The sequence below is a fragment of the Nocardia sp. NPDC003726 genome (assembly GCF_053586955.1).
In genome coordinates, this window is sequence record NZ_JBSFNF010000002.1 from 386,093 (window position 1) to 399,410 (window position 13,318).

General features: G+C 69.9%; 9 protein-coding genes. 6 read left to right on the forward strand and 3 right to left on the reverse strand.

The features are described 5' to 3' along the window. Positions 1–411 precede the first annotated feature (411 nt). Complete coding sequence (gene lepA / locus ACWDMM_RS04245; protein ID WP_067811521.1) at positions 412–2,289, forward strand: translation elongation factor 4; 1,878 nt, start codon at positions 412–414, stop codon at positions 2,287–2,289. A 3-nt stretch (positions 2,290–2,292) separates the two neighbouring features. Here the strand turns inward: lepA and ACWDMM_RS04250 are convergent, their stop codons facing one another. Continuing rightward, complete coding sequence (locus tag ACWDMM_RS04250) at positions 2,293–3,540, reverse strand: sensor histidine kinase (protein ID WP_449935884.1); 1,248 nt, start codon at positions 3,538–3,540, stop codon at positions 2,293–2,295. Next, on the reverse strand, positions 3,537–4,229 hold the full coding sequence (locus ACWDMM_RS04255) for a response regulator transcription factor (RefSeq protein ID WP_195077582.1): 693 nt from the start codon (positions 4,227–4,229) through the stop codon (positions 3,537–3,539). The genes ACWDMM_RS04250 and ACWDMM_RS04255 overlap by 4 nt, the downstream gene beginning before the upstream one ends. Before the next feature lie 660 nt (positions 4,230–4,889). On the opposite strand from ACWDMM_RS04255, the gene ACWDMM_RS04260 reads away from it, so the two are divergent. Next, a complete protein-coding gene (locus tag ACWDMM_RS04260; protein WP_449935888.1) occupies positions 4,890–7,076 on the forward strand; it encodes a hypothetical protein in 2,187 nt (728 codons plus the stop codon). 81 nt (positions 7,077–7,157) lie between these two features. Further along, a complete protein-coding gene (locus ACWDMM_RS04265; protein WP_449935891.1) occupies positions 7,158–8,963 on the forward strand; it encodes a dynamin family protein in 1,806 nt (601 codons plus the stop codon). A 13-nt stretch (positions 8,964–8,976) separates the two neighbouring features. Here ACWDMM_RS04265 and ACWDMM_RS04270 read toward each other — a convergent pair whose 3' ends face one another. Then, positions 8,977–10,959, reverse strand: coding sequence for a glycoside hydrolase family 15 protein (locus ACWDMM_RS04270; protein ID WP_195077585.1), 1,983 nt, complete (start codon positions 10,957–10,959; stop codon positions 8,977–8,979). Between the two features lie 110 nt (positions 10,960–11,069). Between ACWDMM_RS04270 and ACWDMM_RS04275 the strand changes: the two genes are divergently transcribed. The 3 genes from ACWDMM_RS04275 (at position 11,070) to ACWDMM_RS04285 (ending at position 13,264) form a co-directional block, all read left to right on the forward strand. Continuing rightward, positions 11,070–11,345: a hypothetical protein gene (locus tag ACWDMM_RS04275; protein WP_449935894.1), complete on the forward strand. Its 276-nt coding sequence runs from the start codon at positions 11,070–11,072 to the stop codon at positions 11,343–11,345. Between the two features lie 508 nt (positions 11,346–11,853). Then, positions 11,854–12,009 carry an Ms4533A family Cys-rich leader peptide gene (locus ACWDMM_RS04280; protein ID WP_353963123.1) on the forward strand — a complete coding sequence of 52 codons (156 nt, stop codon included), beginning with the start codon at positions 11,854–11,856 and terminating at the stop codon, positions 12,007–12,009. Positions 12,010–12,217: 208 nt separating this feature from the next. Further along, positions 12,218–13,264 carry a sulfate ABC transporter substrate-binding protein gene (locus tag ACWDMM_RS04285; protein WP_195077587.1) on the forward strand — a complete coding sequence of 349 codons (1,047 nt, stop codon included), beginning with the start codon at positions 12,218–12,220 and terminating at the stop codon, positions 13,262–13,264. Positions 13,265–13,318: the final 54 nt, after the last annotated feature.

The window sequence follows — 13,318 nt, forward strand, 5'->3', positions numbered from 1 at the left end:
GCACCTGCCGCTTATCACCCGCGTGGGATTCGTTGTGTCGCGGGGGCCATTCGTCCGCGAGCGAGCTATGGAAGCGGATGTGCCCGCCGATCCGGGACCGATCGGACATGTCCGGCTCCCTGCCCGCCGGCAAGGTGCGCCGAGGCCGAGCGTGATGATCGCAGCGGAGGACGGCGCAGCGCGCCCGAAGCATCCGCAGCTCGACCACACTCTCGACCCGCCAGGGTGCGAGTCTTACGAGCACCGTTCGCGGCCCGTCTCGCGTCCGAGTGACCGAAGCGCATGCGACGCAGTCGCGAGTCTCGGTCGCTCGGACGCGAGACTCCCCGGGGCCGCGGACACGCAGCGCCGAAGGCGCTGCAAAAACCAACACAGCACCATGGGACGATAGACGGCAGTTTGCCGATACCCATGAGGAGTGGAGTGCCCGCCAGCTTCGCCGACACGACGTTCACCGATCCTGCCCGGATCCGGAACTTCTGCATCATCGCGCACATCGACCACGGCAAGTCGACGCTGGCCGACCGGATGCTGCAACTGACCGGTGTGGTCGAGGAGCGGCAGATGCGTGCGCAGTATCTGGACCGGATGGACATCGAGCGTGAGCGCGGGATCACCATCAAGGCCCAGAACGTGCGGCTGCCCTGGACGCCTCGGACGGGCGACCACGCGGGCACCGATTTCGTGCTGCACCTCATCGACACGCCCGGCCACGTCGACTTCACCTACGAGGTGTCGCGGGCACTGGAGGCGTGCGAGGGCGCGATCCTGCTGGTCGACGCCGCGCAGGGTATCGAGGCGCAGACGCTGGCCAACCTGTACCTGGCGCTGGACAAGGATCTGACGGTCATCCCGGTGCTGAACAAGATCGACCTGCCCGCCGCCGACCCGGAGCGCTACGCCGCCGAACTGGCGCACATCGTCGGCTGCGACCCGTCGGACGTGCTGCGCGTCTCCGGCAAGACCGGCGAGGGTGTGGCCGATCTGCTGGACCAGGTGATCGCCCAGGTGCCGCCGCCGGTCGGTGAGGCGGACGCGCCGGCCCGCGCGATGATCTTCGACTCGGTCTACGACACCTACCGCGGCGTGGTCACCTATGTCCGCGTGGTGGACGGCAAGCTGACCCCGCGCGAGAAGATCAAGATGATGTCCACCGGCGCCACCCATGAGCTGCTGGAGATCGGCATCGTCTCGCCCGAGCCGAAACCGACCCAGGGGCTCGGCGTCGGCGAGGTCGGCTACCTGATCACCGGCGTGAAGGACGTGCGCCAGTCCAAGGTCGGCGACACGGTGACCGGTGCGCGCGGCGGCGCGAGCGAACCGCTCACCGGATATCGCGAGCCGCGCCCGATGGTGTACTCCGGCCTGTACCCGGTGGACGGCTCCGACTATCCCGACCTGCGCGACGCGTTGGAGAAGTTGCAGCTCAACGATGCCGCCCTGACCTACACGCCGGAGACGTCGGTCGCGCTCGGGTTCGGCTTCCGCTGCGGCTTCCTCGGCCTGCTGCACATGGAGATCACGCGCGAACGCCTGCAGCGCGAGTTCGACCTCGACCTGATCTCCACCGCCCCGAACGTGGTGTACCGGGTGGAGATGGAGGACGGCGCCGAGCACGTCGTCACCAATCCCTCGTACTGGCCGGAGGGCAAGGTCCGCAAGGTCTACGAGCCGGTGGTGAAGTGCACCATCATCGCGCCGAGCGAGTTCATCGGCTCGATCATGGAGCTGTGCCAGTCCCGCCGCGGCGAGCTCGGCGGCATGGACTACCTGTCGGAGACCCGCGTCGAGCTGCGCTACACCATGCCGATGGCGGAGATCATCTTCGACTTCTTCGACTCGTTGAAATCGCGCACCCGCGGTTACGCGAGCCTGGACTACGAGGAGGCGGGCGAGCAGGAGTCGCAGCTGGTGAAGGTGGACATCCTGTTGCAGGGCGAGGCGGTGGACGCGTTCAGCGCGATCGTGCACCGCGACGCCGCCCAGGCCTACGGCCACAAGATGACCACCAAGCTGCGCGAGCTGATCCCGCGTCAGCAGTTCGAGGTGCCCATCCAGGCCGCGATCGGGTCGAAGATCATCGCCCGCGAGAACATCCGCGCCATCCGCAAGGACGTGCTGGCCAAGTGCTACGGCGGTGACATCAGCCGCAAGCGCAAGCTGCTGGAGAAGCAGAAGGAAGGCAAGAAGCGGATGAAGACGATCGGCCGCGTCGACGTCCCGCAGGAAGCCTTCGTGGCCGCGCTGTCCTCGGACGCCGCGTCGGACAAGCCGAAGGACAAGAAGTAGGGGTCAGCCCGCCGCGCGCAGCCGCACGCGCAGGCGGGCGCCGCCCAGCGGACTTCTGTCGAGTTCGGCTGTGCCGGAGTGGAGTTCGGCCTGCTGGCGGACCAGGGCGAGGCCGAGGCCGGAACCGGGGGAGCCGGGGCCTTTGACGAACCGGTCGAAGGCGTCGCCGCGCAACGCCTGTGGAATGCCGCGACCGTCGTCGTCCACGGTGATCTCCACCGTGTCCCGCGGGCCGGAGCGTGCGCTGACGGTGACGGTCGCGGCTTCGCCGTGCTGCACGGCGTTGGCGACGGCATTGGTGACGACGAGCATGACCCCGCCCGGCAGTCCGGTCATCGTGATCGGCGCGCATTCGGCGAGTTCCACCCGTACCCCCGGATGCCTGCGCCGCGCGTCGTGCACCGCCCGGTCCAGGGTGTCGCAGAGGTCGAACGGCTCGAAGACGTCCGGTTCGGTGAGTTCGCCGACCGCGAGACGTTCCAGGTCGGTCAGCGTGTTCTCGATCTGCCGTTCGGCCAGGAGGATCTCGGACAGGATCGCGCCGCGCTGCTGTTCGGGAATCTTTTTGGTGGCCAATACTTGCAGGTCGGTGCGCAGCGCGGTGAGCGGCGTGCGCAACTCGTGCGCGCAGACCGCGGCGAAGTCGCGCGCGCCGGTCAGCGCCCGCTGGGTGGCACGGTGGGCGGCTTCCAGCCGGGCGAGCATGCGGGTGATCGCGTCGGAGAGTTCCTCGGCTTCCCGCGCGCCGCGCCCGGACAGCGGCGGCAGTTCCTCCAGGGTGTCGATACGGTGGGTGGCGTCGGCCAGACGACGTAGCGGGCGTGCGGCGAAGCCGGCGAGGAACCAGCCGAGCAGGGCGGCCAGCAACGCGCCCGCCACGCCGATGCCGAGTCCGACGCGCTGGCTGCGATGAATGGCCGCCTCCACCACGTCGCGGTCGGGATCGAGCGCGACCAGCACGCCGGGCAGCCCGTCGACCCGGGCGATCGCCGCGTCGGCGGGCCTGCCGGCGTCCACGGGCGCCTGCTCGGGGGACAACGTGGCCGCGGACGGCGGAACCGGTTGCGCGGGAGCGGCTTCGCGCGGCCCGGCGACCCGCACCGCCATCGACGACACGGTCTCGTCCAGCTGACGCTCACCGGTGGCGCCGAGCAGGGCGGCGAAGGTGATCGTCAAGGTGAGCGCGACCAGTGCCGCGACCACCCCCGACACGACCGCTACCCGCGTGCGCAGCGACGGCGATCCGCTCATGGTTCCTCCCGGAGGACGAAGCCGACGCCGCGCACGGTGTGGATCACCCGGGGTACGCCGTCCGCTTCCAGCTTGCGTCGCAGGTAGCTGACGAACACGTCGACGACATTGGTGTCGGTGGGAAAGTCGTAGCCCCACACGGCGGACAGGATCTGCTCGCGGTCGAGCACGACCCCGATGTGCTCGGCGAGCAGGGCGAGCACATCGAATTCCCGTTTGGTCAGCTCCACCGGCCCGCCCGCGACCAGCACCCGGCGTCCGGCGGGGTCGATCCGCACCTGCCCGACCGTGCGCGCCCGGTCGGGGCGGTCCACCGGTCGGCGCCTGCGCCGCAGCAGCGCGTTCAACCGGGCGACCAGCTCGCCCAGATCGAACGGCTTGGTGAGGTAGTCGTCGGCTCCGCGTTCCAGGCAGGCGATCCGGTCGCTGACCGCGGTGCGGGCGCTGAGCACACAGATCGGGATGTCGTTGCCCATCGCCCGCAGCGCGGTGACCACGCCGACGCCGTCCAGCTCGGGCAGGTTGACGTCGAGCACCATCGCGTCGGGCGTGGCGGTGCGGACCATGCTCAGCGCCGCGGCGCCGTCGGCCGCGGTGACGACCTCGAAATCGGAGAGTTCCAGTCCCCGCCGCAGCGACGCGAGCACGCGAACCTCGTCGTCCACGACCAGGATTCGGTGTCCGGCCATGGGGTCAATCTAATCCCACAATCTGAGATCGCGACGGTGGCTGCGGGTGTAGGCGCGAAATGGCCCGATACCGGGCGGTGAACCCGAGCAACGCGGCGGCGGAAGATTCGCGGGTCAGGCGGCGCCCGGCAGGCCACCGCCCGGCTGGGCAGTGACGCGATGCGCCGGACCGAAAAGTGAGGCATTGACCACGGCGAAATCATGTAACGGACGTGCACCCGCCGACGGGCCCTGGCGTAGCCGAAAAGTGGCGCAGCGGGAGTCGACCGGGTTCGGCAGCCGTCCGGTTAATGCGTCCGCTCCCTGCACGTCCGTATCGCCGAACGGCTGGTTTGTCGAGTCCGACGGTGGAAAGCGTGACTTCGGCACTCCGCCGGCAACCTTTACAGCTCCATCAGTTCCGCTGCCGTGTGCTCGGCACGTGCTCGATCAGGCCAGGTGGCGGTGCCTATTCGAGACTGCGTGCGGTCCGGACAGCCGCCGGAAATAGGGCTTCCGATCCGGTAATCCGGATGGCAGGGTTGTGTTGCCCACCACAGTCGCGTTGTCTCCAGACCTGGAGAATGTGACAGGTTGGTATTCCCGAAATACTGTTGGGTGATCTTCACTTGCTCGGACCGGCGCGGTGAGGATGCTGGACGAACCGAGAGTGGAGCTTCTATGACGCGGGATCTGCCCTTCGACGACGACACCGAAGGCGCCGAGCGCGCGGGCGACACCGCCTACCGTGTGGCCACCGGCGTCGCGCGGGTCGCGCGGGCGGGCGCCTATGTCACCGGCGGGGCGCTGGTGGCCGCCAACGGCGGCGGCGTTCCCGCACAGCCCGGCGAATCCCGTCTCGACAGCTGGCACACCGGCTGGGCGCACAGCACCGATCCCGATCCGGACCAACCGAGCCCGGTGATCACCTTCCCCGACCCGGTCGTCGAGCCGGCGCCGTTCTCCTCGCACGGCTCCAACGTTCCGGTGGCGCACGGCAATCCGGCTCCCAATCCGGTCGGCCCCGCGCCCGGGTTCGCCCTGCCGGGCGCGGACTCCGCGCCATCGCTGCCCACGCTCGGCGGGGAGTACAGCGGAACCGACGCGGGCATGCCGTTGCCGACGCTGCCCGGCGAGTCCGGGGCGCATGGGATGCAACTGCCCGGACACTCCGGCGGCGGCGTCCCGAGGCTCGGCGGCATTCCCGGCGTGGACGAGGAGGCCGGCAGCGGACTGTCCATTCCGGGGACCGAGGGCCACGGATCCCACGGTTTCTCGCTGCCCGGCGTCCGGTCCGACGCCGTGAGTGAATCCGACGCACCCGGCGGGCACGGGTTCGGACTGCCCGGCCACGGGCTCGGCCAGGCCGGGCACGGCTTCGGCCTGCCCGGCGCGAACGGCTTCGTCGCGCCCGGCTCCACCGTCTTCGACCTGCCCGGCAGCGGCGGCGCGAGTGCGGCGCACGCGGCGGGCGATCCGTTCGACGGTGTCGGTCAGGGCGGCGATCTCGGGATGTTCGTCGGCACCCAGTGGTCGGTCGATTTCGGGCTCGGCCCGAACGGGATCTACTTCACCTCCGAGATGAAGGTGGACGTCGGGGTCGGGCACGTCGGCGACCAGCTCGACGAGTACACCGACTGGCTGGCCGACGGCATCCATGTGCCGGACGGCACCGACAGCGCGGCCGCGCAGCCGAACGCGTTGAGCAACGGCCCCTCCGGGCTGCTCGGCGGGCTCACGTCGTCGGGAGCGTCCGCCACGCAATCGTCGGCGGCGTCCGGCGTGGCGCAGTCCGCGCCTGCCGCGGGCGCGCCCGCGGCAACGAGCGTCGCGCAGCCGCTGGCCGCCTCGGCGCCGGTCGCTCCCGCGGCAGCGGTCGCGCCGGTCGCGCCGGTGGCCCCTGCCGCCGCGGTGCCCGCGCCCGCGCCTGCCGCGGTCGCGGCGGCGCCGGTGGTCGCGGCCACCCCGTTGCAGACCACGATCCAGCCCGACGCCGCCTCCACTCCGATCGCGAATGTGATCGCCGCGCCGGAGGGCCCGTCCGTGCTGACCGCTCCCGCCGCGACCGTCCCCGCGTTGTTCGACGCGATTCGGCCGACGCCCGCGGTGAAACCCGCCCCGGTCACCGACCCGCAGCCGTCGCACCCGACGCAGTCGCCCGCGTCGAGCGTCACCGCGCCCACCACGATCGTCAAGACCACGCCGACGCCGACCGTTCCCGGCGACGTCACCACCCCGTCCGTGCCGAAGACGCCGGATCAGGACGTCACGAAGCTCCCCGGCGCCACCACGGTGCCGCACGGCGGCGTCACCACCGCGCCGGACGTGCCCACCACCAAGGTCCCGACGGTCACCCAGACCCCGGCGCCCACGCACGCGCCGACCACCCCGGACGACGACGTGACCACGCCGGGTGGCGTCACCGGACGGCCGAGCACCGGTGGCACGTCGAACAGCACGCATCCCACCAACGACGTACCGACCCACGAATTGCCCACCGGTGACGTGCCGACGGTGAGCAGGCCGTCGCAGCCGACATACGACGCGCCGGACCCCACCTACAGCGCCCCCGCGCAGGCGCCCACCATCGAGCCGCACGCCCCGTCCGCGCCGACGTACACCGCCCCCGTGCCCACCCAGGCGCCGATCAAGCCGCAGGTGATCGACCCCAAGCCGCACGGCATCTCGGCGCCGCTGGCGCTCGACCACCCCGCCGATTCCGCTTACCCGGTCGCCGACTACACCTACGACCACTCCACACTGGCGTTGTCCTCCGGGGGCAGCCTCTCGGGCGCCCTGTTACCGGAGTCGGGCATAGTGGATACGCACCACTATGCGTCCGATGTCTCGGACATCTCCCTGCTCTAGCAGGGCCGCGGAGGTTCCGACGACCGCGGAGTGGCCGCAGGGGGTACCGGAACGAAAGTCACCGAGAAGTAAGGAGGAGGGTTGTCTGCCGCTGCCGGGCTGAAGGCCGCGACCGTGAAACACCCGGACGCGATGGCCCCGCTCATTCGGATTCTCGACGAGCTGCGGGAGACGGCCCGATCCTCCGGACGCGACGACCTGGGCAGCAGGCTGGGCATGGTCCGTGCCAGGGTGAGCGATCCCCGGGTGCGGCTCGTGGTCGTCGGTCCTCCGAAGAACGGCATGAGCACGCTGGTCAACAGCCTGGTCGGCGCCTCGGTCAGCGCGACGAACAGCGATCTGAGCGTCCCGGTGATCGTCGAGTACGGGCCGGAGCCGACCGCGACGCTGGTGCGGCAGACCGAGTACGGCCGTACCGAACGTCAGTCGGTCGACCCGCTGGATCCCGGCCCGGCGCTGGCTGCCCAGGGTGTGGTCCGCGCCGAGTTCACCCAGCCGAGCCCGTTGCTCGCCGACGGTGTCGTGGTCATGGACGCGCCCGGTGCGCTGGGCGACAATCGCACCACCTGGTCGATGATCGCCGCGGCCGACGCCGTGCTCTACGTCGGCGACGCGGGCGCCGAGCTGACCGTGGAGCAGATCGCCGAGTTGCAGCGCATCCAGCAGATCTGCCCGACCGTGATCTGCGTGCTGAACAAGATCGACCTGTTTCCGCACTGGTCGCACACTCAGCAGCGCAACCGGGAACTGCTCGACTCGGCGGGCCTCGGCTTCGCGGTGGCCCCGGTCTCCGCGGAACTGCACCGGCAGGCCGGATCGACCGGCGACTACCAGCGCGACATCGAATCCGGCGTGCCGCAGCTGATCGACCATCTGCGCGACTACGTGGTGGCTCGCGCGGACGCGGTGGCGCTGGAAGCCGCGGTCGGTGACATCCGCCTGGTCTGCGATCACCTCGCGCTGACCCTGCGCACCGAGGTCGAGGCGCTGCGCGACCCCCGCCGCCGCGCCGAGATCACCGACCAGCTCGCCCGCGCGCGCGACGAAGCCGACCAGCTGCGCCAGCGCACCGCGAACTGGCAGGTCACGCTGGTCGACGGCGCGACGGAGCTGATGGCCGACATCGAGCACGACCTGCGCCACCGGCTGCGCAGCCTGATCCGCGACGCCGAGGCCGAGATCGCCCAGACCGATCCCGCGCGCCGCTGGAAGGAATTCGGCGCCGATCTGGACGCGCGCATCTGCGAGGCGGTCGAGGAGAACTTCGCCGTGGCGCACTACCGCTCGATGGAGCTGTGCGAGCAGGTGGCCGCCAAGTTCCCGGCCGACAACCGCACGCCGCCCCTGCCGGACCTGCGCTTGGCCGACCCCGGTGAGGTGCTCGAAGCGGTGCAGCCGCTGGAGCCGCTGGAAAGCGCGCAGGCCGGGGTGACCCAGCAGTTCCTGACCGGTCTGCGCGGTTCCTACGGCGGCATCCTGATGGTCGGTCTGGCCACGAGCCTGCTCGGCATGTCGCTGGTGAACTGGTATTCGGCGGGTGCGGGCGTGCTGCTGGGCGTGAACGCGCTGTGGGACGACCGCAAGAACCGCAAGCTGCGCCGCAGGGCCGAGGCCAAGGTGGCGGTGGCCCGCCTGATGGACGACGTGATCTTCCAGGTCGGCAAGGAGTCGCGCAACCGCTTGCGCGCCGTGCAGCGGGTGCTGCGCGACCACTTCACCGACATCGCGACCGAGGTCTCGCGCGCCGCGGACGAGGCGCTGCGCTCGGCCGAGGAGAACTACGGGAAATACGGCGACCGCAGGCCGGAGCGGATCGCCGACCTCGAGGCGCAGCTCGGCAAAGTGCGCGTGCTGCGCGAGGAGGCCGACGGCCTCCTTCCCGCGTAGGCGGGTCCCCCGGTCAGACCGGATGACCCTGCGGCGTGTGCGCGGGCTGGAAGCGGCCCGCGTGCTGGGAATTCTCGGCACGGATCACGTGGGTCACGGCGTTGATCAGCGCCAGATGGGTGAACGCCTGGGGGAAGTTGCCGAGGTGGCGTCCACTGCGCGGATCGATCTCCTCGGCGTACAACCGCAGCGGGCTGGCGAAGCCGAGCAGGCGCTCGCACAAATGCCGCGCCCGCTGGATCTCCCCGATCTCCACCAGCGCGGAGACCAGCCAGAACGAGCAGATGGTGAAGGCGCCCTCGGTACCGCTCAAGCCGTCGTCGGTGGTCTCGGTCCGGTAGCGCAGCACCAAGCCGTTCTCGGTGAGCCGGTCGGCGATGGCCAGCACCGTGGCGCGCACGCGGTCGTCCTCGGGCGGCAGGAAGCGGGTGAGCACCACCAGCAGCAGTGAGGCGTCCAGCGTGTCGCCGCCGTAGACCTGCGTGAACACGCCTTCGGAGGTGACGCCGTTGGCCAGGACGTCGGCCTTGATCTCCTCCGCGATCGCGTACCACTCTTCTGCGTGCTCGTACTGACCGTGCAGTTCGGCGAGTTTCGCGCCGCGGTCCAGCGCCACCCAGCACATCACCTTGGATGAGGTGAAGTGCTGCGGCTCGCCGCGCACCTCCCAGATGCCGCGGTCGGGCTCCTTCCAGTGCTCGATGGCGGCGCGCACCTGGCGGACCAGCAGCGGCCACAGCGTCTCCGGCACCTGCTGGCGCGACTTCACGTGCAGGTACACCGCGTCGAGCATGGTGCCCCAGATGTCGTGCTGGTCCTGGTTGTAGGCGTTGTTGCCGATGCGCACCGGACGGGACTGGTCGTAGCCGCCGAAGTGATCGAGGATGATCTCGTCGAGCTGCCGCTCGCCCCCGATGCCGTAGAGCACTTGCAGGGGAACGGGCTCGCCGTCCTCACCGGTCGTCGCGTCGTTGAGGAAGGCGAAGAAGTCGTCGGCCTCCCGGTCCAGGCCGAGTGTGTACAGACCCCACAGCGCGAAGCTGGCGTCTCGCACCCAGGTGTAGCGGTAATCCCAATTGCGTTCTCCGCCAGGACTTTCCGGGAGAGAGGTGGTGGCGGCGGCCATCAGCGCGCCGGTCGGCGCGTAGGTGAGGCCCTTGAGGGTGAGCGCGCTGCGCTGCAGATAGTTGCGCCACGGGTGATCGGGGAACTTGCCGAGCGTGATCCACTGGCGCCAGCATTCGGTGGTCTGCCACATCTTCTCGGCGGCCTCGTCGAAGGTGCGCGGCGCGGGCAGTTCCGACCAGGTGAGCGCGACGAAGACCTCGTCGCCCTCCTTCATCCTGGTACGGGCGCGCGCCTCGCGGCCCTCGAGCCCCAGACGCAGATCGGTGGTGAGCACCAGGGTGGGCCCGGCGCTGGGATCGTCGCCGCGCACCGCGGTCGCCTCCTCGTACACCTTGCCGGTGTACTCCCAGCGGGCGCTGGCCCGGTGGTAGTCGAACGCGGGCTCGCAGCTCACCTCCAGCTCCACGGTGCCGTTCACGCATTTCACCGTGCGCAGCAGCAAGTGCTCGGCATCCCAGTCCATCGGGGTGCGCCGGTGGGTCTTGCTGCGTTGATCGTTGTTGTGCCAGCGGCCGAGCACCAGCGCGTCGCGCACGACCAGCCAGCCGGTGCCGGTCTGCCAGGTGGTCTCCAGGATCATCCCGCCGGGCAGGTAGCGGCGGGCGGCGGGCACGTTGACGCCGTACGGCCCGACCCGGAAGTGCCCCGCGCTGCGGTCGAGCAGCGCCCCGAAGATGCTCGGCGAATCCGGTCGCGGCACGCACATCCATTCCACCGCGCCGTTGCTGGCGACCAGGCAGCTGGTCTCGCAGTCGGACAGGAACGCGTAGTCATCGATCGGCGGGTAGGCGCCGCGGCGATGTGTTTCGGCCAGGTTGGTCGGCAGGCCGTCGGAGTCGTTGAGGGTGAGGTCATCGGTGGACGCCATACCCCATCTTCGGGCCGATGGGCGTCCGTCGTCCACCGCCCGCTTCCCCGGTCGGCCGATGTGACCGACGGTCTCGTGGAGCCGGCCGGCGTACCGACTAGGCTGGAGCCGTGCATCGCATCGCAGGGTGGTGGGACGGCTTCGAGCTGTGGGTGGCGGGACTCCCGTTCATCCCGCAGTTCCTCGTCGTGCTCGTGGGCATGGTCCCGATCAGTTTCGCCATCGCCTACGGGCTCGATCGCGTGCTGCGTGCGGTGCTGCGCATCCTGGATCGCCGCTACGGCGCCCGTCCCGCGCCGGTGCGGCCCGCTCCGGCAGGCGCGCCGGTGCTGGAACCCGAGCCGGTCGCCGAGGTGCGCACCCCCGTGCAGAGCGGGGCGCGCTGATGCCTCGTTCCCGGGTGCAGCTCGCCCTCATCGCCCTGCTCGTGCTGATCGTCGTCGCCTGGTTGCTCACCCGCTGACGGTCGGTTGCCGCCGCCGCGCCAGTCGCCGGACCGCTTGCCGAGTTCGGCGACGGAGTCATCGACCTCGTGGGCGGCGGTTTCGCCGCCGCGCCGACATCCCGGCCCAGCGTGCGCACGGTGCGGATGAACGGGTCCTCGGACTGGTCGACGTTCGTGCGGTAGGTGCATTTCGTCGGTGATCCGGGTGGCGCGATCCTGGTCACGCGCGGGTAGTCGCCCACGAGCGCGCGGTCGTAGTCGCCGCTCTGGATCCGGCGGCGCAGTGCGGTCGCGCGCGGCAACGGAGAACGGAGTGTGTGCAGCACCACGTCGAACCCCGCCAGTGACCGCGAGGTAACCAGAGCGGTGCGGCCGGCGGGGTGCTCCCACGTGCGCGTGCTGATGCCGGGAAATGCCGTTCGGACGCGATCCGGACTGCTGGTCATCGGATGAAACCGCCCTCTTCCTGGGCTCTTCGATTCGAACTCCGCCTTGTGCTCTGCTACAGTCTGCCCGTGTCTTCGAGCGCAGTCCCGCAGGTCCGCCATGAATTGGCGTTGATTGCTGTCGGTGACCTCGCGGTCGCGGACGTCTACTGTCGCTGATCGGCGACCGGGCACGTCCGCGTCTCGTTTGTCCGCAGACTGGCGCGCTTCTCGCAGATGTGCTTTTCGCTTCCCCGACGGCCCGTTGTGGCCGCTAGTCGCGCCGCTGCCGTATCAGTCGATCGGCGGGTCTGCTGCTTCGAAAAGATGGTCGCCGCCACCGATGTGTTACCGGAGAAATGGCGGTCCGCAAGAAAGGTCCACCCCGATGGCTCGCAAATCCTGGCTTTCGCCGCGCCGACGCTACAGCGCCGTTGCCCTAGCCGCCCTAGCGGCGGTCGCGCTGACCGCGTGCGGCGGCGGAGCCAGCGACACGGTCGGGGGAAACGCTTCCGACGGCAGCGGCGGCACCCTGAACCTCTACGCCTACGCCGTACCGAAGCCCGGTTTCGACAAGGTGATCCCCGAGTTCAACAAGACCGAGCAGGGCAAGGGCGTCCAGATCCAGCAGTCCTACGGCGCCTCCGGTGACCAGTCCCGCAAGGTGAAGGACGGCGCCGAGGCCGACGTCGTGAACTTCTCGGTCGAGCCGGACATCACCCGCCTGGTCGACGCCGGGCTGGTCGACGCGAGCTGGAACGCCGACGCCACCAAGGGCGTGCCGTTCGGTTCGGTGGTCGCGATCGTCGTGCGCAAGGGCAATCCCAAGGGCATCAAGGACTGGGACGACCTGCTGAAGCCGGGCGTCGAGGTGGTCACCCCGAACCCGTTCAGCTCCGGTTCGGCCAAGTGGAACCTGCTCGCGCCGTACGCGGCCAAGAGCGACGGCGGCAAGAACCCGCAGGCGGGCCTGGACTACCTGAGCAAGCTGGTGTCCAAGGAGCACGTGAAGGTGCAGCCGAAGTCCGGCCGCGAGGCGACCGAGACCTTCCTGCAGGGCACCGGCGACGTTCTGCTGAGCTACGAGAACGAGGCGATCTTCTCCGAGCGCAACGGCGATCCGATCGAGCACTTCGTCCCGCCGGTCACGTTCAAGATCGAGAACCCGGTCGCGGTGCTGAAGAACAGCAAGAACGCGCAGAAGGCCGTCGCCTTCCGCGACTTCCTGTTCACCGCGGAGGGGCAGAAGGCATGGGCCGCCGCCGGTTTCCGCCCGGTCGATCCGAAGGTCGCCGCCGATCACGCCACGGACTTCCCGACTCCGCAGAAGCTGTGGACCATCGCCGACCTCGGCGGCTGGAAGACCGTGGACAAGGAACTGTTCACCCCGAACACCGGCTCGGTAGCGGTGATCTATGACCAAGCGACCAAGTGACCGGGTGACCCCCGTTACACGGGATACTGGACGACTGTGACTACGAGCAGTAAC